Source organism: Pseudomonas sp. GW823-FHT05G12, from assembly GCF_058795575.1.
In genome coordinates, this window is record NZ_CM179501.1 from 1,524,193 (window position 1) to 1,546,762 (window position 22,570).

Here is a 22,570-nt window from a genome sequence, read left to right on the forward strand (position 1 = left end):
AGCGGCGAAAGGAGACGCTATGATTTTCCCCGACCTGCGCGGCTTGCCCCTGCACCGCGTGCTGGTTCGCACCGTCAAGGAATTCCTCGACGACGAGATGTCCACCTATGCCTCAGCGCTGGCCTACCAGGCGCTGTTCTCGCTATTCCCCTTCCTGTTGTTCCTGATTGCCCTGATCGGTTTCCTGCACTTGCCGGACTTTTTCTCCTGGCTGCGTCTGCAGTCGGAACTGGTGTTGCCACCCCAGGCGCTGGAGCAGGTGAATCCGGTGATCGACCAGTTGCAGCAATCCAAGGGTGGGCTGCTGTCGGTGGGTATCGTGATCGCCCTCTGGACCGCCTCCGCCGGCGTGCGCCTGATGATGAGCGCCATGAACGCCGCTTACGATGTGCCCGAAGGTCGCCCGGTGTGGAAGCGTATCCCGCTTTCCATTTTCTACACCGTGGGCCTGGCTGGGATGTTGCTGGCGGCCGCAGCGCTGATGGTGCTGGGCCCGCAGGTGATGGAATGGATAGCTGCCCAGATCGGCATGCAGGAGTTCATCGTCACACTGTGGACCATCCTGCGCTGGCCGGTGATCATCATTCTGCTGATGGTGGCAGTGGCCCTGATCTATTACGTGATGCCTGATGTGAAACAGCAGTTTCGCTTCATCACCCCGGGCTCGGTGCTGGCGGTTGTGGTGTGGATCGTGGCGTCACTGGGCTTTGCCTACTACGTGAAGACCTTTGCCGACTACAACGCCATGTACGGCAGCATTGGTGCAATCATCGTGCTGTTGCTGTATTTCTATATTTCGGCTGCCGTGCTGCTGCTCGGCGCCGAAATGAATGCGGTGATCGAGCACATGTCAGCCGAAGGCAAGAACCCGGGCGAGAAAGACTTCGACGGGGAAAAGCCCAAGGAAACCTTGACTGTACTGGGTCACGAGCACCCGAACCCGAGCAAGCCTCATAGCGTCGAGCCGAACCCCTGATGATCCGTGACATTCTCAAGATGGGCGACGAACGCCTGCTGCGCATCGCTCCGCCAGTGCCCGAGCACATGCTTGGCAGTGCCGAACTGCAGCAACTGATCGACGACATGTTCGAAACCATGCGTCACGTCGGCGGTGTGGGCCTGGCCGCCCCGCAGGTCGGCATCGACCTGCAGTTGGTGATCTTCGGCTTCGAGCGCAGCGAGCGATACCCCGATGCCGAGGCAGTGCCACAGACCATTCTGCTGAATCCGGTCATCACCCCGACCTCCAGCGAGGTCGAGGACGGCTGGGAGGGTTGTCTGTCGGTGCCTGGCTTGCGCGGCGTGGTGCCGCGCTTCAAGCATATCTGCTACCAAGGGATCGACCCCCAGGGCAGCCCGATCAACCGCTTTGCCGATGGCTTCCATGCACGGGTGGTGCAACACGAGTGCGACCACTTGATCGGCCGGCTATACCCCTCGCGCATCCAGGACTTTGCCAAGTTCGGCTACACCGAGGTGCTGTTCCCTGGGCTTGAGGTCAGCGAGGACTGACCTCGCTGCAGGGCTACCAGGCGTTTGTTGCGCTGATAGCGTAGCAGGCGGCTGGCCAGGGCTTCTGGCAGGTGTTGGGCCAGGTCGAAACCCAGGCGCTGGTAGAAGGGCGTCAGGTCGGGATGACAGAACAGCCAGACGGGCCCGTCAACCTGCGCCAGCGCGGCCTCGACCAATCGCGCAGCCACCCCTTGGTTGCGCCGCTGCGGGGCGACGAACAGGCCCGTCAGCCAGAATCCCTCACCCACCGCACTCAGGCTCAGCCCGGCGATGATGCCAGGGGCCCGTGCTACCCACAGTTCGGCGTCGCTTGCTGCGCGCATGCGTGAGCTGTGCTGGCGGTAGAAGTGGTCCAGCAAACGGCGTTCTGTGTCCGAAAGCGTCGAACAGGAAAATTGTTCAGAAATGGTGAGTCCTACCCTGAAACGAGGCCAGAGGCTCTGGCCTGATGATTTGCGGCCACTTTGTCGCAGATTGTTGCAAAACCGGCAAGGGTGAATATCCGACTACGGGGTTCAACTATTGCTGGCCGGGAGTAGAATTTTGTTCATCCCCCCTGGCAGTACGAAGCGGGATCGGTACTTCGTGCCATCTAGACCCTAGATGACAACTTCTCCGCGCCGGATACGGCAATAGAAGTCAATCGATCAGCTTGAACGCTCAAAAGGCAAAACCACATGAAACCATTACTGATTCTTGCATTGGTCGGTATGTCCTCGTTCGCCCTCGCCGATGAGGCCAAACCCGTCTCCAGCGAGCCTGTGGCTCAGCAGTACGACTACTCGATGAACCTGGACATCAAGCGGGTGATCAACCTGTCGACCATCCCCAATGTCTGCGAAGTGGTACCTGCGACCATGACCTATGAAGACCATCAGGGCCAGGTGCACACCATTCAGTACCGGGCCATGGGTGAAGGTTGCCAGCAGGGTTGACTGGCGGTGCCCGCCACAGGGGCTGAAAACGCTGTGGCGGGCACTTGCTGGCCCTGACGCGATCTCCCAGGTGCTCCGCCAATACAGAATAATTTCCCCGCCTGTCGAATCCTCCACTTACCGTTCGACCATAGCTGAAGGCACGCTTCACACCGTGCCCCAACCCCTATGATCTGTCGGAGGTACCCCGATGAGCACTGCAGCCGAATCCGAAATCCGCCAATTGATCGAGCGCTGGATGCAAGCCGTGCGCGATCGCGACATCCCGGGCATCATCGCCCCCTACGCCGACGATATCGTCGCCTTCGATGCCATCCAGGCTCTGCAATTCAAAGGCAAGTCGGCCTACACGGCGCACTGGGAAATGTGCATGGGCATGTGCACCGGCCCCATGGTGTTCGAACTTGCCCAACTCACCGTGCACGCCGCTGGCGATCTGGCCCTGGCCCATTGGCTGAACCGCTGCGGCCCGGGCGACGACGAAAGCCAGTGCGGCTTCATGCGCGCCACGGTGGGCTATCGTCGTCAAGGCGGCCAGTGGCAGGTAATCCATGAACACTGGTCGGCGCCTTTCGACATGGAAACGCAAAAAGCGCTGTTCGATCTCAAGCCCTGAGCCGTTATCGCCAAACGCACTTTGCCAATACCCTGGAGGCGACCATGAAATACCTGTGCCTGGTCTATTGTGACGAAGGGCTGTTGCACAGCCTGCCCGACAGCCCGGCAGACGCCGAATGCATGGCCTACGCCGAAGCCATTCAGGGTTCCGGGCGCATGCTGGCGGCCGAGGCGCTGAAGCCGGTGCAGACGGCCACCACGGTACGCATGCGCAACGGACACATGAGCCTGACCGACGGCCCGTTCGCCGAAACCAAGGAGCAACTGGCGGGCTTTTACCTGGTGGAGGCCCGCGACCTCAACGAAGCGCTGAATATCGCCAAGGGCATCCCTGCCGCGCGGGTTGGCAGTGTCGAGGTGCGACCAGTGCGCGAGCTGCAACCCTGACAGCCAAGGAGAACCATCAGCATGAGCCTTGCACCCATTGCCCAGGCGCAACACGAGTTGTCCATCAGCCGCCTGATCGACGCACCACCGGCCAAGGTATTTCGCGCCTGGACCGAACCCCAGTGGCTGATGCAGTGGTGGGGGCCGCACGGCATGACCACCCCGGAGTGTGAAATGCAGCTGTGGGCCGGTGGCCTGTTTCGCACCCTGATGCGCGCGCCGGATGGCAGCGAGTACCCCAACCAGGGCGTCTTTCTGGAAATTGCCGCGCCACGCCGGCTGGTGTTCACCGATGCCTTCGGCCCCGGTTGGGTACCGTCGGACAAGGCCTTCATGACCGCGGTGATCAGCTTTGACGAGGAACAGGGCAAAACCCGCTACACCGCCCGTGCCTGGCACTGGAATGCCACCGACTGCCGGGCCCATGAAGAAATGGGCTTCCACCAGGGCTGGGGAGAAAGCCTGGACCGCCTGGTGGAGGTGGTGACCCAGCGGATGCCCGACTGATGGCCGCACTGGCCCAGGTGCGCGCCGAAGTCGAGGCTGTGTACCGGCAGGAGTCGCGGCGCATACTGGCGACACTGATCCGCTTGCTGGGTGATTTCGACCTGGCCGAGGAGGCCATGCATGATGCCTTCTTCATTGCCGTTGAACGCTGGCAACGCGACGGTATTCCCGCCAACCCGCGAGCGTGGCTGGTTTCTGTCGGGCGCTTCAAGGCCATCGACGCGCTGCGCCGGCGCGTCCGCTTCGACCGCTCCCAGGCGGACTTGAGCATGCTGCTGGAGGGGCAGGCGCAGGACCCCAGTGAAGAAGAGCTGCTGGCGGATGACCGCCTGCGGCTGATCTTCACCTGTTGCCATCCGGCCCTGTCGGCCGACGCTCAGGTGCCATTGACGCTTCGCGAAGTCTGCGACCTGACCACTGAGCAGATCGCCCGGGCCTTTCTGCAAAGCCCGGCCACCATCGCCCAACGTATCGTGCGCGCCAAGGCCAAGATCCGTGACGCGGGCATACCGTACCAGGTACCGGAGCTGAATGAGCTGCCCGAGCGCCTGGAAAGCGTGTTGCGGGTGATCTACCTGGTGTTCAACGAGGGCTATTCGGCGTCATCGGGCGAGACACTGCTACAGCAGGCGCTGAGCGATGAAGCCATTCGCCTGGCGCGGTTGCTGGTGCAGTTGCTGCCCGACCCGGAGGCGGTCGGCCTGCTGGCGTTGATGTTGCTGCAGGCGTCCCGGCAGCGGGCGCGCATCGATGGCCAAGGCGATTTGGTGGTTCTGGAGCAGCAGGACCGTAGCTTGTGGGACCGGCAGTTCATTGCCGAGGGCTGTGCTCTGGTGCGCCAGGCCCTGCAGAGCCGTGCATTCGGGGCCTATACCGTCCAGGCGGCGATTGCTGCCGTGCATGCCGAAGCGGCGACGGCTGAAGAGACGGACTGGGGAGAAATCGTCGGGCTGTATGACGTGTTGCAGCGGTATTGGCCATCAGCGGTGGTGGCGCTTAACCGCGCGGTGGCCCTGGCGAAGCGGGATGGGCCGGAGGTTGGCTTGCGGGAAGTCGAAGGGATTCTGGCGCGGGGGGAGTTGCTGGACTATCACCTGGCACATGCGGCACGCGCCGAGTTGCATTGCCAGCTGGGACAGGTGCAAGAGGCGCGTGCGGCCTGGCAGCAGGCGCTGGCCTTGACCCGGCAGGCGCCTGAACGGCGGCATATCGAGCGGCGTTTGCAGGCTATCGAATGATGTGGGGTGTGCCGGCCGCTTCGCGGGCAAGCCCGCTCCCTCAGGGTGCCTGCTAAATCAACGCGTTAGCGGGTTACCCAGGAGAGCAGCCTTGAAGAAGAAGCTGGCTGCATCACACTTCAGCTCGCCACAAAGTTCGGCGGCGATACCAGCTCGACGGTCTGCTGCTTGCGCGGCGCCAGGATCTCGGCTTCACCCGCGACCACCAGCTCGTCGTTCTGGTTGTACACATTGGTGGCGATGCGCACCTTGAACTTGGGCAGCTTCTCGAGGATTTCCAGGCGCACGGTCAGGGTGTCGCCGATTTTCACCGGTTTCTGGAAGCTCATCTGCTGGCCCAGGTAGATGGTGCCAGGGCCAGGCAGGGTGCAGGCCACTGCCGCACTGATCAGCGCGCCGCTGAACATGCCATGGGCAATACGTTCGCGGAACATGCTCTTGGCGGCGAACTCAGCATCCAGGTGAACCGGGTTGTGGTCACCGGACATCGCGGCGAACAGCTGAATGTCGCGTTCTTCAACGGACTTCTTGTACTCGGCCTTCTGGCCGACTTCGAGGGCTTCGTAAGGCGTGTTGGTGACCTGGGACATCGATGCTTCCTTAAGCGTTGGGCGAGGGCGGCTATCATTCACTGCGCGCAGGGCGGCCAAGGGCCAGCGCCTGTTCCAGCCAGCCGAGAATATCGGCGATGACCTCGCCACGGTTGGTTTCGTTGAGTACTTCATGCCGCGCCTCAGGATAGATGCGCAGCTGTACATGTCGGTTGCCGGTCGCGCGCAGGGCGTCGGCCAGATGGGTGAGACGCTTGCCGGCACTGACCGGATCACATTCACCGCCGATCACCAGCATCGGCAGGTTGGGATCGATCTGCGCGAGGTTACCCGGCTGACTGATCTGCGCCAAGCCTTGCAGCAGATCGAGCCACAACTGGTTGGTGCAGCGAAAGCCGCACAACGGGTCATTCACGTACTGATCGACCTCGCCCGGGTCGCGGCTGAGCCAGTCGAAGGCCGTGCGGTTGGGCTTGAAGGCGTTGTTGAACGAACCGAAGGACAACCATTCGATCAGTGCACTCTTGCCCAGTGGCCCCTGGCGCCAGGACTCCAGCCGGGCAATCAGCCGCGCAAGGCGGTACAGCACGGCCGGTTGGTAGTTGGAACCGCTGAGGATCGCCCCGTGCAGGCTGCCACTGTGATGCAGCAGGTACGCCTGGGCGATGTAGCTGCCCATGCTGTGGCCGAACAGGAACAGCGGCGTGCACGGGAACTGCTGGCCTATGTGCTGGGCCACACACCCAAGGTCGTTGACCACGGCATTCCAGCCATGATGGCGGGCGAACAGGCCGAGGTTGCCCAGTTCGGCCGTGCGCCCGTGGCCACGCTGATCGGCAGCGAACAGGGCAAAGCCGGCCTCGCTCAGGGCCTGGCCCAGGCGCTGGTAGCGCCCGGCATGCTCGGCCATGCCATGGGCCAGCAGCACCACGGCCTTTACCGGTGTGGCCGGCAGCCATTGGTGTACGTACAGGCTGCAGTGCTCACTGGCGGGCAGCCAGAAGGCGTCGTGAGGCATGGCGGGTCCTTGTGCGCGCGGTTACCCGAACAGTGTATGCACAACGGGCCAGATTGCAGGAGGGGCACAAATAAGATTCACAATGTTAATGGCGGCACTTGGCGTATATGCCACCTTGGGTTTACCTGCTAACGTCGAATCAACGCCTTTTCGCCAGCAGGCGGTCAGGTAAAGGACTAAAGGACGCAGTGCAGGTCCAGGCAGAGGAACAATAATAAATGCAAGCCGACTTCTGGAATGACAAGCGCCCGGCAGGCGTGCCTTCCACCATCGACATCAATGCCTACGCCTCGGTCGTCGAGGTGTTCGAGCGCTCCTGCAAGCGCTTTGCCGACCGCCCGGCGTTCAGCAACCTGGGCGTGACCCTCAGCTACGCGGAACTGGAGCGCCATTCGGCAGCCTTCGCTGCCTGGTTGCAGCAGCACACCGACCTCAAACCGGGTGAGCGCATCGCCGTACAGATGCCCAATGTGCTGCAGTACCCCATCGCCGTCTTCGGTGCCATGCGCGCCGGGCTGATCGTGGTCAATACCAACCCGCTGTACACCGAGCGCGAGATGCGCCACCAGTTCAAGGACAGTGGCGCGCGTGCGCTGGTGTACCTGAACATGTTCGGCAAGCGCGTGCAGGAGGTGCTGCCCGATACCGGTATCGAGTACCTGATCGAGGCAAAGATGGGCGACCTGCTGCCGGCCGCCAAGGGCTGGCTGGTCAACACCGTGGTCGACAAGTTGAAGAAGATGGTACCGGCCTACCGGTTGCCCCAGGCGGTGCCGTTCAAGCAGGTGCTGCGCGAGGGCCGCGGGCTGTCGCCCAAACCGGTGTCGCTGAACCTCGATGACATCGCGGTGCTGCAGTACACCGGCGGCACCACCGGCCTGGCCAAGGGCGCGATGCTCACCCATGGCAACCTGGTGGCCAACATGCTGCAGGTGCTGGCCTGCTTCTCGCAGCACGGCCCCGATGGGCAGAAGCTGCTGAAGGACGGCCAGGAAGTGATGATCGCGCCGCTGCCGCTGTACCACATCTATGCCTTCACCGCGAATTGCATGTGCATGATGGTCACCGGCAACCATAATGTGCTGATTACCAACCCGCGGGATATTCCCGGCTTCATCAAGGAGCTGGGCAAGTGGCGTTTCTCTGCCTTGCTGGGCCTCAATACCCTGTTTGTGGCACTGATGGACCACCCGGGCTTCCGTCAGCTGGACTTCTCGGCGCTGAAGGTCACCAACTCTGGTGGCACAGCGCTGGTCAAGGCCACCGCCGAGCGCTGGGAAGACCTTACCGGGTGCCGCATCGTTGAAGGCTACGGCCTGACAGAAACCTCGCCGGTGGCCAGCACCAACCCCTACGGCCAGCTGGCGCGTCTGGGTACCGTGGGCATCCCCGTGGCGGGTACTGCGTTCAAGGTCATCGATGATGAGGGCAACGAACTGCCGCTGGGCGAGCGGGGCGAGCTTTGCATCAAAGGCCCGCAGGTCATGAAGGGGTACTGGCAGCAGCCCGAGGCAACGGCCCAGGCACTGGATGCAGAAGGCTGGTTCAAGACCGGTGATATCGCGGTGATCGACCCGGACGGCTTCACCCGCATCGTCGACCGCAAGAAGGACATGATCATCGTCTCGGGCTTCAACGTGTACCCCAACGAAATCGAGGATGTGGTGATGGGGCATCCCAAGGTCGCCAACTGTGCGGCTATCGGTGTGCCGGACGAGCGTTCCGGCGAGGCGGTCAAGCTGTTCGTGGTGCCGCGCGAGGGGGGGCTGAGCGTTGATGAGCTGAAGGCCTACTGCAAGGCCAACTTCACCGGCTACAAAGTACCCAAGCACATCGTGCTGCGCGAATCGTTGCCCATGACGCCGGTGGGCAAGATTTTGCGGCGGGAGTTGCGTGATATAGCGTGATACCGGGATGGCTTCTTCGCGGGTAAACCCGCTCCTGCATCGCCCAATGTAGGAGCGGGTTTACCCGCGAATGCCTTAAACCGCTCTAACAGGCTCTATACAGCCTTATCTGCGACATTTTGGATAATTACTCTAAAAATGACCTGTATTGTTCATTGAGTCATTTTTGTGACCGTAAGGCCTGTTTTGGCCTCTAGGCGACCCCAGACAAAGCTGTTACTCTCGGCCCGCTTCCAGATGATCCGGTTTGCAACGAACCGTCATCTCATATCAATAATAAGCGCATCGACGCGTGAATCGAACTTCGCTGTTGCTGAAGGAGTGGGCTTCCATGATCGAAAATTTTTGGAAGGATAAGTACCCAGCCGGGATTACGGCGGAAATCAATCCTGACGAATTCCCCAATATCCAGGCAGTACTCAAGCAATCCTGCCAACGCTTTGCCGACAAACCGGCCTTTAGCAACCTGGGCAAGACTATCACTTATGGCGAGTTGTATGCGTTGTCGGGGGCGTTTGCCGCCTGGCTGCAGCAGCATACCGACCTCAAGCCGGGTGACCGCATTGCCGTGCAACTGCCCAATGTCCTGCAATACCCGGTCGCGGTCTTCGGTGCCATGCGTGCCGGGCTGATCGTAGTCAACACCAACCCGCTGTACACCGCGCGGGAGATGGAACACCAGTTCAACGACTCGGGTGCCAAGGCCTTGGTGTGCCTGGCCAACATGGCCCACCTGGCGGAAAAAGTGGTGCCCAAAACCCAGGTCAGGCACGTTATCGTCACCGAAGTGGCCGACCTGCTGCCACCACTCAAGCGCCTGCTGATCAACAGCGTGATCAAATACGTGAAGAAGATGGTGCCGGCCTACAACCTGCCGCAGGCCGTGCGTTTCAATGACGCCCTGGCGCTGGGCAAGGGCCAGCCAGTGACCGAAGCCAACCCGCAGGCCAACGACGTGGCGGTGCTGCAGTACACCGGCGGTACCACCGGCGTGGCCAAAGGCGCCATGCTGACCCACCGCAACCTGGTGGCCAACATGCTGCAGTGCCGCGCACTGATGGGCGCCAACCTGCACGAAGGCTGCGAAATCCTCATCACCCCGCTGCCGCTTTACCACATCTATGCGTTTACCTTCCATTGCATGGCGATGATGCTGATCGGCAACCACAACGTGCTGATCAGCAACCCGCGAGACTTGCCGGCGATGGTCAAGGAACTGGGCAAGTGGAAGTTCAGCGGCTTTGTGGGCCTCAACACCTTGTTCGTTGCCCTGTGCAACAACGAGGCGTTCCGAGCCCTGGATTTCTCGGCGCTGAAAATCACCCTGTCGGGCGGTATGGCCTTGCAGCTAAGCGTGGCCGAGCGCTGGAAGGCCGTTACCGGTTGCGCCATCTGCGAAGGCTATGGCATGACCGAAACCAGCCCGGTGGCGGCGGTGAACCCCTCGGAAGCGAACCAGGTGGGCACCATCGGTATTCCGGTGCCGTCGACCCTGTGCAAGGTCATCGACGACGCTGGCAATGAGTTGCCGCTTGGCGAAGTGGGCGAGCTGTGTGTCAAGGGCCCGCAGGTGATGAAGGGCTACTGGCAGCGTGAAGATGCCACGGCCGAGATTCTCGACAGCGAAGGCTGGCTGAAGACCGGCGACATCGCCGTGATCCAGGCGGACGGCTACATGCGCATCGTCGACCGCAAGAAAGACATGATCCTGGTCTCGGGCTTCAACGTATACCCCAACGAGCTGGAAGACGTGTTGGCGGCCCTGCCGGGCGTGCTGCAGTGCGCAGCCATCGGTGTGCCGGACGAGAAGTCGGGTGAAGTGATCAAGGTCTTCATCGTGGTCAAGCCGGGCATGACCGTGACCAAGGAGCAGGTGATGGAGCACATGCGTGCCAACGTTACCGGCTACAAGGTACCGCGCCACATCGAGTTCCGCGATTCGCTGCCGACCACCAACGTGGGCAAGATCCTGCGCCGCGAACTGCGTGATGAAGAGCTCAAGAAGCAAGGCTTGAAGAAGATCGCCTGACCACAAGCCTGCACGCTCAGTGTGGGCGCGGCCTCGTGTCGCGAAAGGGCCGCGACGCGGCCCTGGGATTTCGGCGGTGATGCAACGATGGCTGGGGGCGCTTTGCGCCCCTTTCGCGACACAAGGCCCCACAATAAGATGCGGCGCCGTCTTCAGACATTGTGAGCCCCGGTAGGAGCGGGTTTACCCGCGAATACGGTAGTGGCGACAACGGTGAACGGCGGGTGGAGATCGGTCAGCAGGGCCGGCCCTTTCGCGGGTAAACCCGCTCCTACATCCGCGCAACTCAGCGCAGCTTCTCGAGCATCTGGTAATACCACATCCCCGCCGCCAGCAGCGGGTTCCCCAGCAAGTCCCCCATCGGCACTCGCACATGCTTGCACTGGGCGAAGGTGTCGAACTTCTCCAGCGTGCCGGTCAGCGCTTCGGCCATGATCTCGCCCATGATGTGGCTGGTGGCAATGCCATGCCCCGAGTAACCCTGGCAGTACCACACGTTGTCCGACAGCTTGCCCAACTGCGGGATGCGGTTGACCACGATGCCCATGGCGCAGCTCCACTGGAACTCGATCGGCACCCCCTTCAATGCCGGGAAGGTGCGTTCGATGCAGGGGCGCAATTCGCCTTCGATGTCCCGTGAATCCTTGCCCGAGTAGTTGGCGCCGCCGCCGAACAGCAGGCGCTTGTCGGCCGTCAGGCGGTAGTAGTCGAGGACGAAGCGGCAGTCGTACACCGCCAGGTCCTGCGGGTTGATCTGCTCGGCCAGCTCACCCAGCGGCGCGGTGGTGACGATACCGCCCATGGCTGGGAAGATCTTGCCCTTGAGCTGGCGCTTTTCCAGCTTGTGATACACATCGCCGGCCAACATCACCTGGCGTGCCTCCACCCGGCCGTGGGCGGTAACCACCGCCGGGCGCGGGCCATGGACGATGTCCAGCACTTCGGAATTTTCGAATATCAGTGCACCCAGGCCATGCGCGGCACGGGCTTCGCCCAGGCACAGGTTGAGTGGGTGCAGGTGCAGGTTGCGCAGGTTCTTCAACGCACCCAGATAAAGCGGGCTTTGCAGATGCTCGGCCACTGCAGCGCGATCGAGCAATTGCACCTGATCGCCCATGCCGCGGCGCTGTGCTTCGGCCTCGAACGCACGCAGTTCGTTCATGTGCGAAGGCTTCATGGCTGCATGCAGGTGGCCACGCTTGAGGTCGCAATCGATGCCATAGCGCGCCACGCGCTGCTCGATCACCTGGTGCCCGCGCCAGCGCAAGTGCCAGATGAAGTCGTCAACTTCGGCGCCCAGGTGGTTGCGCATCTGCGAGCGCATGGCCTCGTCGCCCGACAGGCTGCCGGTCACCTGGCCGCCGTTGCGCCCGCTGGCGCCCCAGCCGATACGGTTGGTTTCGACGATGGCGACCTTCAGGCCGCGCTCGGCCAGTTCAACCGCCGTGGCCACGCCCGTAAAGCCACCGCCGATGATCGCCACATCCACCTGCACCGTGCCTTTGAGTTGCGGGTACGCAGTGTGGTCGTTGAGGGTGGCGCTGTAGTAGGACGGCGCGCGCTGCGCCGGGCCGTTGTTCAATGCTGCGTTCATGGGTGTTCCTTGTTATTTAGGGGCTCAGGCCTGGTGCAGGTACCAGCGCCAGTCCTGTTCGCTGACTTCGGCCATGAACTGGCGGTACTCGGCGCGCTTGACCTTCAGGTACACGCCAAGGAAGTCTTCGCCCAATGCTTCACGGGCCCAATCGGAATGTTGCAGGGCGTCGAGTGCGGTCAGCCAGTCAGTGGGCAGGTGTTCGGTGGCCTGGGCATAGCCGTTGCCTTCAACGGGCGCGCCTGGGTCAAGCTGTTCGCGGATGCCCCAGTGGCTGGCAGCAAGGATCGCCGCTGCAGCCAGGTAAGGGTTGGCATCTGCGCCACAGATGCGGTGCTCCACATGGCGGCTGTTGGCAGGGCCTCCTGGCACACGCAGGCTCACGGTGCGGTTGTCCACGCCCCAGGTTGGCGCCAGGGGCGCATAGCTGTTGGCCTGGAAGCGGCGGAAGGAGTTGGCGTTGGGGCAGAACAGCAGCAGCGAGTCGCGCAGGTGGCGCAGCATGCCGGCCACGGCCTGGCGCAGCAGCGGGGTGCCGGCCTTGTCTTCGCTGGCGAACAGGTTGTTGCCGGCGCTGTCGGCCAGGCTCAGGTGCATGTGCATGCCGGTGCCGGCCAGTTGGGCGAATGGCTTGGCCATGAAGCAGGCCTGCATGCCGTGGGCATGGGCCACACCTTTTACCAGGCGCTTGTAGCGCACCGCCTGGTCCATTGCCTGCAGCGCATCGCCATGCTCCAGGGTGATTTCCACCTGGCCTGGGGCGTACTCGGAAATGGCCGTGCGCGCCGGGATGCCTTGGGCCTTGCAGGCAGCGTACAGGTCGGCGAGGAACGGTTCGATCTGCTCCAGTTCGCGCAGGCCATAGACCTGGGTGCTGCGTGGGCGGCCGCCATCGTTGTCCAGTGCCGGTTGTGGGCGGCCCTGGGCATCACGCTGCTGGTCAAGCAGGTAGAACTCCAGCTCGCAGGCCATCACCGGGTGATAACCGTCAGCCTTCAGCGCTTCGATGGTGCGCAGCAGCACATGGCGTGGGTCCGCGATGCTGGCCGGCAGCCCCTCGCTGGGGTGCATGCTCACCTGCACTGCGGCGGTGGGGACCCGGCGCCAGGGCAGGCGCACCAGGCTGCCGTCAAGCGGGTAGGCACGGCAGTCGATATCGCCGACGTCCCACACCAGGCCGGAGTTTTCCACGTCGTCGCCATTGAGGGTCAGGCCAAGGATGGTGCTGGGCAGTGGCCGGCCTGTCTGGTACACGGCCAGCAGTTCCTCGCGGTGCAACAGCTTGCCGCGTGGCACACCGTTGGCGTCGAGGATGAACAGTTCGAACAGCTCGATATCGGGGTTGTCGGCCAGAAAACGGGTAGCCTGCTCTACAGGGGCAAAGTGCATGATCAATTCGCTCATAGACGCGCAGGGCCACCGCGCAAGCAGGCGGCCCGGTTGAGTCAAACGGCCAGACGCTGGCCGGGTTTGGTCACAATGGCGTGAGCGAGGTGTCCGGTGGGCGCGCGTGACGGCAGTGCCACAAGGCCCAGAAGGCGAGGATGATGTGGACCAGCGGATTTTCCCCGGCACGGCTCCGGGCCTTCGGTAGCGAAGGGCGGGACGACGGTGGGGCGATGGGCTGGGCGGGAGTCATGCCTTTGATACTCACATGCGGCGTAAGGTTGATTAAAGCAGTGAATGGCAACCTTTACATCGCACTCGGCTAAACATTCGTGTTGAAAGCATCACGGTCAAAGTGGGAGCAACTGTCTTGCTCAATTTCTGAAAGCTGGCGTGATCCCTGTGGGAGCGGGCATGCCCGCGAACACCGGCAGGCCGGTGCCATGCAACGCGGTGGCTGCTTCGCGGGCTCGCCCGCTCCCACAGGAGACCGCGCAAGTACCGAGCGTTGAGCACGCCTTGAGCAACTGCGCCACCCGCCGCTGCCGTTCGCCAAGTGCAATCTGTCCCAGGACGCCACCTTTGTGCGGCCTTGCGTCGCGAAAGGGCCGCGTAGCGGACCCCGGCCATCAGCGACCACGCAGAAATTGCTGGGGCCGCTTTGCGGCCCTATCGCGACACAAGGCCGCTCCCACAGGGAGCGTGCAGGCAGCAGAGAATCCGCAAATCTGCGACAATCGCCCGACTTTCCGAATGCCGATCATGAAAAAGCAGGCTCACCTGCATCACTAAAAAGCCCCATGACTGACCACGCCATCGACAAACTGCTGCAAAACCTCGACCACGCCATGATTGCCGACCGCCATCGCCTGCGCCGGCAACTGCACGAACTGCGCAAGCGCCCCGACGAGGCGAAGCTGGCGCAGTGGGTGGAGAAGGTCCAGGCCTCCTGCGCTCAGGTCACCGCGCGTCAGCAGAGCGTGCCGACCGTACGCTACGACGACAACCTGCCCATCGCCGCCAAGCGTGACGAAATCAAGAAGGCCTTGGCCGAAAACCAGGTATTGGTGATCGCCGGCGAAACCGGCTCTGGCAAGACGACCCAGTTGCCGAAAATCTGCCTGGAGCTTGGCCGTGGCAGCCATGGGTTGATCGCCCATACCCAGCCACGCAGGATCGCAGCGCGTAGCGTGGCCGCGCGAGTCGCCGAAGAGCTGGGCACGCCCTTGGGCGCGCTGGTCGGTTACCAGGTGCGTTTCGAAGACCAGAGCGATTCCAACACCTTGGTCAAGCTGATGACCGACGGCATTCTCCTGGCCGAAACCCAGCATGACCGCTTCCTTGAACGCTATGACACGATCATCGTCGACGAAGCGCACGAGCGCAGCCTGAACATCGACTTCCTGCTCGGCTACCTGAAAACGTTGCTGCATCGCCGACCGGACCTGAAACTGATCATCACCTCGGCCACCATCGACCTGGAGCGCTTCTCCAGGCACTTCGACGGTGCGCCGATCATCGAGGTGTCCGGGCGCACCTTCCCGGTGGACACCTGGTACCGCCCGCTGACCAGCGAGCAGGACGAAGAGGGCAACCAGATCGAGGATGACCTCACTGTCGATCAGGCCATCCTTGCCACCCTCGACGAGCTGGCGCAGCACGAACGCAGCGAAGGCAAGGGCCCGGGCGATGTGCTGATCTTCCTGCCGGGCGAGCGGGAAATCCGTGATGCCGCCGAGATCCTGCGCAAGGCGCAACTGCGCCATACCGAGATTTTGCCGCTGTACGCGCGCCTGTCGCCGGCCGAGCAGCAGCGTATCTTCCAACCGCACACCGGGCGCCGCGTGGTGCTGGCCACCAACGTCGCCGAAACCTCGCTGACCGTGCCTGGCATCCGCTATGTGATTGACACCGGTACTGCGCGCATCAGCCGCTACAGCTACCGCGCCAAGGTCCAGCGCCTGCCGATCGAGGCAGTGTCACAGGCCAGTGCCAACCAGCGTAAAGGCCGTTGCGGCCGGGTCGAGCCGGGCATTTGCGTGCGTCTCTACAGCGAAGAGGACTTCAACAGCCGGCCAGCGTTTACCGACCCGGAGATTCTGCGCACCAACCTGGCGGCGGTGATCCTGCAGATGTTGCACCTGCGCCTGGGCGCAATCGATGCCTTCCCGTTCATCGAGCCGCCGGATGGCAAAGCCATCAGCGACGGCTTCAACCTGTTGCAGGAGCTTTCGGCGGTCAACCGCGAGAACCAGCTGACGCCAATTGGCCGCCAGCTGGCGCGCTTGCCGATCGATCCGCGGCTGGGCCGCATGCTGCTTGAAGGCGCGCGCCTGGGCAGCCTGCAGGAAGTGCTGATCGTCACCAGCGCGCTGTCGGTGCAGGACCCGCGTGAACGCCCTCCAGAACGCCAGCAGGCCGCCGATCAGGCGCACGCACAGTGGAAGGACGTGGACTCGGACTTCGCTGCGCTGGTCAACCTGTGGCGCGGCTTCGAGGAACAACGCCAGGCGCTGACTGCCAACCCGCTGCGCAACTGGTGCCGCAAGCAGTTCCTGAACTACTTGCGGCTGCGCGAGTGGCGCGATGCTCATCGTCAGTTGGCGCTGATTTGCCGTGACCTGCAGCTGACGGTGAACAAGGAACCGACCGATTACCAGAAGATGCACAAGGCAATCCTCAGCGGGCTGCTCAGCCAGATTGGCCAGAAGACCGAAGAGGGCGACTACCAAGGCGCCCGTCAGCGGCGCTTCTGGGTGCATCCATCGTCTGGCCTGGGGCGCAAGCGCCCGCAGTGGGTCATGGCTGCCGAGCTGGTCGAAACCACCAAGCTGTATGCGCGCATGGTGGCCAAGATCGAGCCGGACTGGATCGAGCCGCTGGCCGGCCACCTGATCAAGAAGAACCATTTCGAGCCGCACTGGGAGAAGAAGCGCGGGCAGGTGGTGGCCTACGAGCAGATCACGCTCTACGGGCTGATCCTGGTCGGCCGTCGGCCGGTGCACTACGGCCCGATCGACCCGGCAACCTCGCGCGAGCTGTTTATCCGTGAAGGCCTGGTGGGTGGCGAAATCCAGTCGCGGGCCAAGTGCCTGGCGGCCAACAAACGCCTGCTTGAAGAGCTGGACGAGCTGGAAGCCAAGGCTCGCCGGCGTGACATCCTGGCTGACGAAGAAACGCTGTACGCTTTCTACGAAGCGCGCCTGCCGGCGGAAATCCACCAGACGGCGACCTTTGATAGTTGGTACCGCATGGGCAGCCAAAAGGACGCCAACCTGCTGATCATGCGCGAGGAGGACGTGCTGGCCCGCGAGGCCAGCGAAGTGACCGCCGCACAGTACCCCGACAGTATGCAGGTGGGCGATCTGCGCCTGCCGCTGAGCTACCACTTCGAGCCCGGCCACCCCCGTGATGGTGTGACGGTGCGGGTGCCGGCACCGCTGTTGCCGAGCCTGCCGGGCGAGCGCCTGGAGTGGCTGGTGCCGGGCCTGCTGGAGGCCAAGTGCGTGGCGCTGGTGCGCAACCTGCCCAAGGCCCTGCGCAAGAACTTTGTCCCGGTGCCAGACTTCGTCAAGGCTTCGCTGGCGCGCATGACCTTCGGCCAAGGGGCGCTGCCACAGGCCCTGGGCCAGGAGCTGCTGCGCATGACCGGTGCGCGTGTGTCGGATGAGGCCTGGGACGAGTCGGTCAACCAGGTCGAGGGCCACCTGCGCATGAACATCGAAGTGGTCGATGGCCAGGGCAAGTTCCTTGGCGAAGGCCGCGACCTGGCGGAACTGACCGCGCGCTTTGCTGCCGCCAGCCAGGCTGCCCTGGCCGTGCCGCGTGACGCCAAGGGTGAGCAGCCGGTGCAGGCCAAGGCCTTCAGCGAAGTGAAGCAGACCGCCCAGCAGAAGATCGCCGGCCTGTCGATGACCGTGTACCCGGCGCTGGTGGAAGACAACGGCACTGTGCGTGAAGGGCGCTTCTCGACCCAGGCCGAAGCCGAGTTTCAGCACCGCCGCGCCTTGCAACGGCTGTTGCTGCAGCAACTGGCCGAGCCGGCCAAGTTCCTGCGCGGCAAGCTGCCGGGGCTGACCGAGCTGGGCCTGCTGTACCGTGAAATGGGGCGGGTAGAGGCGCTGGTCGAAGACATTCTGCTGGCCAGCCTGGACAGTTGCATCCTTGAAGGCGAACAACCGTTGCCACGTGATGGTGCGGCCTTGGCCGCGCTGGCTGAACGCAAGCGCGGCAGCTGGGCCGAGCATGCCGAGCGCCTGGCAAGGCAGACTCTGGAAGTGCTGAAGCTGTGGCATGGTCTGCAGAAACGCTTCAAGGGCAAGATCGACCTGAGCCAAGCGGTGGCACTGAACGACATCAAGCAGCAGCTAGGCAACCTGGTGTACCCGGGCTTCGTACGCGAAACGCCTGGGGTGTGGTTCAAGGAGTTGCCGCGTTACCTCAAGGCGGTTGAATTGCGCCTCGAGAAACTCGGCTCGCAAGTACAGAAGGACCGGGTGTGGAGCGGCGAATTGGCCAACCTGTGGGCGCAGTACAAGGCCCGTGCCGACAAGCATGCCCAGGAAGGCAAGCGCGATGAGCAACTGACCGTGTACCGCTGGTGGCTGGAAGAATATCGAGTGTCGCTGTTTGCCCAGCAGTTGGGGACCAAGGTGCCGATTTCTGACAAGCGATTGAGCAAACAATGGAGTCAGGTGGAAGGCTAACCTCCATTATTTGTGGCAAACTTTGGGGCGTTTGGGGCCGCTTTGCGGCCCTTGGCGGATAAGCCCGCCGCGCGGGGGTAAACGTATGCCCCTGAATTGGCACTAAAGTGCCATTAACCTGTCATGTTTCCAGCCAGCGCCCCGTGGCGATGGCCTTTGACCAGAGGAACGACCGTGCATAACGTCGTGATCAGCGGCACCGGCCTGTACACCCCGGCCCAGAGCATTTCCAACGAAGAGCTGGTGGCTTCCTTCAATGCCTGGTCGCAGCAGTTCAACCAGGACAACGCTGCCGCCATCGAGCGCGGTGAAGTCGAGGCGGCGCCGCTCTCTGACGCGGCGTTTATCGAAAAGGCCTCGGGCATCAAGAGCCGCTTTGTCATGGACAAGGCCGGTATCCTCGACCCGCAGCGCATGAAGCCGCGCCTGCCCGAGCGCAGCAACGATGAACCGTCGGTGCTGTGTGAAATGGCCGTGGCCGCTGCCCGCCAGGCCCTGGAGCGCGCAGGCCGAACGGCGGCCGATGTCGACGGGGTGATCGTCGCCTGCTCCAACTTGCAGCGCCCTTACCCGGCGATCGCCATCGAAGTGCAACAGGCACTGGGTGTCCAGGGCTTTGCCTTCGACATGAACGTGGCCTGCTCGTCGGCCACCTTCGGTATCCAGACCGCCGCCAACAGCGTAGCGCTGGGCCAGGCGCGGGCGGTGCTGATGGTCAACCCCGAAGTGTGCACCGGCCACCTCAACTTCCGTGACCGCGACAGCCATTTCATTTTTGGCGATGCCGCCACCGCCGTGTTGCTGGAGCGTGCCGACCAGGCCACTTCGGCGCACCAGTTCGACATCGTGAGCAGCAAGCTCTGGACTGAGTTCTCCAACAACATCCGCAACAACTTCGGCTTCCTCAACCGTGCGGCGGAAGAGGGCGAAGGCGCTGCGGACAAGCTGTTCATCCAGGAAGGCCGCAAGGTGTTCCGCGAGGTGTGCCCGAAGGTGGCCGAGCTGATCGGTGAGCATCTGCAGGAGAATGGGCTACAACCGGGCGACGTGAAGCGCTTCTGGCTGCACCAGGCCAACCTCAGCATGAACCAGCTGATCGTCAAGAAGCTGTTGGGGCGTGAAGTGGCCGTGGAAGAGGCACCGGTGATTCTGGACCGTTACGCCAATACCAGCTCGGCGGGGTCGGTGATTGCCTTCCACCTGTACCAGGATGACCTGGCCAAGGGCTCGTTGGGCGTGTTGAGCTCGTTTGGTGCGGGGTATTCGATTGGTAGTGTGATTCTGCGCAAGCGCTGATTCATCAGGCGCCTGTTACGGCCTCTTCGCGGGCTTGCCCGCTCCCACAGGTACAGCACAGTTCTCAAGGTCTGTGGTGATTCTGTGGGAGCGGGCAAGCCCGCGAAGGGGCCGGCGCATTTCACACAGGCAAAAAGAAGCGGGAAACGCCGGATGGGGTCGGCGTTTCCCGCTTCAGGTGAAGCAGAGCAGGGTGTCGCTTAGAACTTGGCTTCCAGATCTACCTGCAGGGTGTCGACGTCAGCATCGCTGTTCGGCAGCTGCGACAGGTCGGTCTTGGCCATCAGGTAGGCAGCACCCAGGGAGAAGTTCTTGTCGATTTCGTAACCGACCTTGAACTTGTGACCACGCGAACCGGTGTAGCCGTTGCCGAAGTCCGAATCGGTGAACAGGCTGACCACCGCGTTACGCTGCACATCGCGGTAGTTGTAGTCCAGGCTCCAGGCACCCATTTTGGTTTTCAGGCCAGCCAGCCAGGCCTGATCTTCGCCGTCGGTGCTGTCGGTGTTCTTCACGTACTGGCCATAGGCCGACAGCGGAATGGCCAAGCCAGTGAAGTCGATCTGGCCAAAGCCTTCCACCAGATTGAACTCGTTGGTGGTGTTGCCGAACGACTGCAGGATGGCGGCTTCCTTGTCGTTGTCGTAACCATAGATGCTGGCACCCACGGTGAGCTTGAGCACGTCGGCCGGCGCGAACTTGGCGCCCAACTGGCCGTGGTAGACCTGCGCATCGTGCTTGTACTGGACGCCGTCACCATCGACGTTGTCCTTCAGGGTGTACTGACCGGCGCTGGCAAAGACTTCGGCCCCGCCCAGGTCAGCCTTGTAAGTGGCCGCCACACCTTCCGGGTTGATGTCGCTATCCCAGATGATGTCGCCCATGCTCACCCAAGGCTGTTGCATCTTGCCGCCAATCAGGTGCAGGTTAGGCACTGCAGTCGGATGCCAGTCGAGGTAGGCCAGGTCGACCCACAGCGACTTCTTGTCGAAGTAGTTGTCGAAGCTCTGGTTGGTCGAACGTCGGTCAGCGCTGCTGCCAGTGGCGATACGGACCCCAGCGTCGACCTGCGGGTTGATCTCGCTGTAGAAACCGACACGGGCACGTACCCGCTGGCGGTCCTGGTTGCCGCTGCTGCTGTTCGGATCGTCGACGTTGACGTCTTCGTAACGCAGGCGCACGTCACCCTTGATCTGGGTCTTGGCGGCCCATGCCACTTTTTGTTCAAAGGAGCTCATGCGTTCGGACTGAGCTTTCTGGTCGGCCTTTTCCTTGGTTTCTTTTGCCAGGTCGCCCTGCAGTTCGTTGTACTGCGCCTGGTTGATCGAGCCATTGGCGCGGAGCATTTCGAGCAGCTTGGCGTCGACAGCAGCACTGGCCGGGGCACTCAGGGCCAGCATCATGCCGGTGAGGCTTACTCCGGTAAGTGTGGAAACAAGACGCATAAGGTTCTCCCTACTGAAAAAAATGGGGGAGGCTCAAGCGCCTGCCCCTGCGTTGGCATGTCTTCGGAAAGGGCCTGAATAGACAGGTTCTAGGGTTCCGGAAAACAGGCGCAAGTATTGCGGGGGCCAATGACAGATTAATGTCTGATTAGTGGCACTGTTGTTAAGTAATTGAGTATTAAAGGACCCACCCGGCGTTCGTCATTTGAGCGACGGGCCTTCCTTGGGGATACTGACGGTCTTCAGACAGCGAGCCGAAAACGTGACCAGCCTGTACAGCCTTGCCCACCTGCGTGATCTGCCGACGGCCACCTGGGATGCCCTTGTGCCAGCCGGCCAACCCTTCCTGCGCCATGCTTTTCTCAGTGCAATGGAGGACAGCGGCAGCGTGGCGCGCAACACTGGCTGGGCCGCCGAGCACCTGGTGCTGGAGCGTGACGGACAGGTACGGGCGCTGTTGCCCGCGTACCGCAAGTGGCACTCGTTTGGCGAGTATGTGTTCGATCATGGTTGGGCCGATGCTTGTGAGCGGGCCGGTATCGCCTACTACCCAAAACTGCTTGGCGCTGTGCCGTTCAGTCCGGTCAGCGGCCCACGGCTGCTGGCGGCCGATCCGGCTGACGGTTTGTTGATGCTGCAGGCCCTGCCGGAGTATCTGGGCAAGGGTGGGCTTTCCGGAGCGCACATCAACTTCACCGACCCGGCGCTGGACGCGCAGTTGGCGGGCCTGCCTGGGTGGATGGAACGCCTGGGCTGCCAGTTTCACTGGCAAAACCGGGGGTATCGCGACTTCCAGGACTTTCTCGACAGCCTCAGCTCGCGCAAGCGCAAGCAGATGCGCAAGGAGCGTGAGCAGGTGGCGGGGCAGGGTATCGACTTCCGCTGGTACCGCGGTGATGAACTGGACGAGGCACAGTGGGATTTCGTCTTTCTGTGCTATGCCAACACCTATGCGGTGCGCCGTCGTGCCCCCTACCTGACGCGCGAATTTTTCAGTCTGCTGGCCGAGCGCATGCCCGAGGCGGTGCGCGTGGTAATGGCTCGTCAGGGCGGGCGTGATGTGGCTATGGCCCTGAGCCTGGTGGGCGGCGACAGCCTGTTTGGCCGCTACTGGGGCTGCCTGGATGAGTTCGATCGGCTGCATTTCGAGACGTGTTTCTACCAGGGCATGGACTTTGCCATTGCCGAGGGTTACCAGCGTTTCGATGCCGGGGCACAGGGGGAGCACAAGTTGATACGCGGGTTCGAGCCGGTGTTGACGCGGTCGTGGCATTACCTGCTGCACCCGGGGTTGCGGCGGGCGGTGGAGGATTTTCTGCTGCAGGAACGGGAAGGGGTCAAGGGGTATGCCGAGGAGGCGCGGGGGATGTTGCCCTACCGCCGGGACTGAGCGTTTTGTGTTGCCTGTGCCGGCCTTTTCGCGGGCTTGCCCGCTCCCACA

Annotated in this window: 18 protein-coding genes; 12 read left to right on the forward strand and 6 right to left on the reverse strand. The window is 62.6% G+C overall.

Translation table 11 applies throughout. The annotated features are described in order from the left end of the window. The first annotated feature begins 19 nt into the window (after positions 1–19). Complete coding sequence (locus AC3RCM_RS07005) at positions 20–976, forward strand: YihY/virulence factor BrkB family protein (protein WP_003254637.1); 957 nt, start codon at positions 20–22, stop codon at positions 974–976. Beyond that, positions 976–1,512 (forward strand): peptide deformylase, encoded by a 537-nt coding sequence (gene def / locus AC3RCM_RS07010; protein ID WP_010955231.1) that lies wholly within the window; start codon positions 976–978, stop codon positions 1,510–1,512. The genes AC3RCM_RS07005 and def overlap by 1 nt, the downstream gene beginning before the upstream one ends. Here def and AC3RCM_RS07015 read toward each other — a convergent pair. Further along, on the reverse strand, positions 1,467–1,835 hold the full coding sequence (locus AC3RCM_RS07015; protein ID WP_231114276.1) for a GNAT family N-acetyltransferase: 369 nt from the start codon (positions 1,833–1,835) through the stop codon (positions 1,467–1,469). The genes def and AC3RCM_RS07015 overlap by 46 nt on opposite strands. A 354-nt stretch (positions 1,836–2,189) precedes the next feature. On the opposite strand from AC3RCM_RS07015, the gene AC3RCM_RS07020 reads away from it, so the two are divergent. From AC3RCM_RS07020 to AC3RCM_RS07040, 5 genes are all read left to right on the forward strand, one after another. Then, complete coding sequence (locus AC3RCM_RS07020; protein ID WP_003254632.1) at positions 2,190–2,447, forward strand: DUF2790 domain-containing protein; 258 nt, start codon at positions 2,190–2,192, stop codon at positions 2,445–2,447. Between the two features lie 190 nt (positions 2,448–2,637). Further along, positions 2,638–3,063, forward strand: a complete 426-nt coding sequence (locus AC3RCM_RS07025) for a YybH family protein (protein WP_010955229.1) — start codon at positions 2,638–2,640, stop codon at positions 3,061–3,063. A gap of 44 nt (positions 3,064–3,107) precedes the next feature. Continuing rightward, complete coding sequence (locus AC3RCM_RS07030) at positions 3,108–3,452, forward strand: YciI family protein (RefSeq protein WP_014590052.1); 345 nt, start codon at positions 3,108–3,110, stop codon at positions 3,450–3,452. Positions 3,453–3,473: 21 nt separating this feature from the next. Beyond that, positions 3,474–3,959 carry an SRPBCC family protein gene (locus tag AC3RCM_RS07035; protein ID WP_014590053.1) on the forward strand — a complete coding sequence of 162 codons (486 nt, stop codon included), beginning with the start codon at positions 3,474–3,476 and terminating at the stop codon, positions 3,957–3,959. Beyond that, a complete protein-coding gene (locus AC3RCM_RS07040; protein ID WP_064491824.1) occupies positions 3,959–5,197 on the forward strand; it encodes an RNA polymerase sigma factor in 1,239 nt (412 codons plus the stop codon). The genes AC3RCM_RS07035 and AC3RCM_RS07040 overlap by 1 nt, the downstream gene beginning before the upstream one ends. A gap of 119 nt (positions 5,198–5,316) precedes the next feature. Here AC3RCM_RS07040 and AC3RCM_RS07045 read toward each other — a convergent pair whose 3' ends face one another. Both AC3RCM_RS07045 and AC3RCM_RS07050 read right to left on the reverse strand, forming a co-directional pair. Next, on the reverse strand, positions 5,317–5,787 hold the full coding sequence (locus AC3RCM_RS07045) for a MaoC family dehydratase (RefSeq protein ID WP_003254624.1): 471 nt from the start codon (positions 5,785–5,787) through the stop codon (positions 5,317–5,319). Between the two features lie 34 nt (positions 5,788–5,821). Then, positions 5,822–6,766: an alpha/beta hydrolase gene (locus tag AC3RCM_RS07050; protein WP_020190616.1), complete on the reverse strand. Its 945-nt coding sequence runs from the start codon at positions 6,764–6,766 to the stop codon at positions 5,822–5,824. 218 nt (positions 6,767–6,984) lie between these two features. On the opposite strand from AC3RCM_RS07050, the gene fadD2 reads away from it, so the two are divergent. Further along, entirely contained in the window at positions 6,985–8,673 is a 1,689-nt protein-coding gene (gene fadD2 / locus AC3RCM_RS07055; protein WP_020190615.1) for a long-chain-fatty-acid--CoA ligase FadD2, read from the forward strand. 331 nt (positions 8,674–9,004) lie between these two features. Beyond that, positions 9,005–10,702, forward strand: coding sequence for a long-chain-fatty-acid--CoA ligase FadD1 (gene fadD1 / locus AC3RCM_RS07060; RefSeq protein ID WP_003254620.1), 1,698 nt, complete (start codon positions 9,005–9,007; stop codon positions 10,700–10,702). A gap of 286 nt (positions 10,703–10,988) precedes the next feature. Here the strand turns inward: fadD1 and AC3RCM_RS07065 are convergent, their stop codons facing one another. Together AC3RCM_RS07065 and AC3RCM_RS07070 are read right to left on the reverse strand one after the other, a co-directional pair. Further along, positions 10,989–12,296, reverse strand: a complete 1,308-nt coding sequence (locus tag AC3RCM_RS07065; protein ID WP_064491823.1) for an NAD(P)/FAD-dependent oxidoreductase — start codon at positions 12,294–12,296, stop codon at positions 10,989–10,991. Positions 12,297–12,320: 24 nt separating this feature from the next. Next, positions 12,321–13,685: a glutamine synthetase family protein gene (locus AC3RCM_RS07070; RefSeq protein ID WP_010955221.1), complete on the reverse strand. Its 1,365-nt coding sequence runs from the start codon at positions 13,683–13,685 to the stop codon at positions 12,321–12,323. 797 nt (positions 13,686–14,482) lie between these two features. On the opposite strand from AC3RCM_RS07070, the gene hrpA reads away from it, so the two are divergent. After that, the gene (hrpA, locus tag AC3RCM_RS07075) at positions 14,483–18,388 is read left to right on the forward strand and encodes an ATP-dependent RNA helicase HrpA (protein WP_014590059.1); all 3,906 of its coding nucleotides are present in this window, start codon (positions 14,483–14,485) and stop codon (positions 18,386–18,388) included. A gap of 174 nt (positions 18,389–18,562) precedes the next feature. Next, on the forward strand, positions 18,563–19,684 hold the full coding sequence (locus AC3RCM_RS07080; protein ID WP_104886545.1) for a beta-ketoacyl-ACP synthase III: 1,122 nt from the start codon (positions 18,563–18,565) through the stop codon (positions 19,682–19,684). Between the two features lie 200 nt (positions 19,685–19,884). Here the strand turns inward: AC3RCM_RS07080 and AC3RCM_RS07085 are convergent, their stop codons facing one another. Then, positions 19,885–21,129, reverse strand: coding sequence for a putative porin (locus AC3RCM_RS07085; RefSeq protein WP_020191620.1), 1,245 nt, complete (start codon positions 21,127–21,129; stop codon positions 19,885–19,887). 262 nt (positions 21,130–21,391) lie between these two features. On the opposite strand from AC3RCM_RS07085, the gene AC3RCM_RS07090 reads away from it, so the two are divergent. Next, positions 21,392–22,519: a GNAT family N-acetyltransferase gene (locus AC3RCM_RS07090; protein ID WP_003254614.1), complete on the forward strand. Its 1,128-nt coding sequence runs from the start codon at positions 21,392–21,394 to the stop codon at positions 22,517–22,519. Positions 22,520–22,570 lie beyond the last annotated feature (51 nt).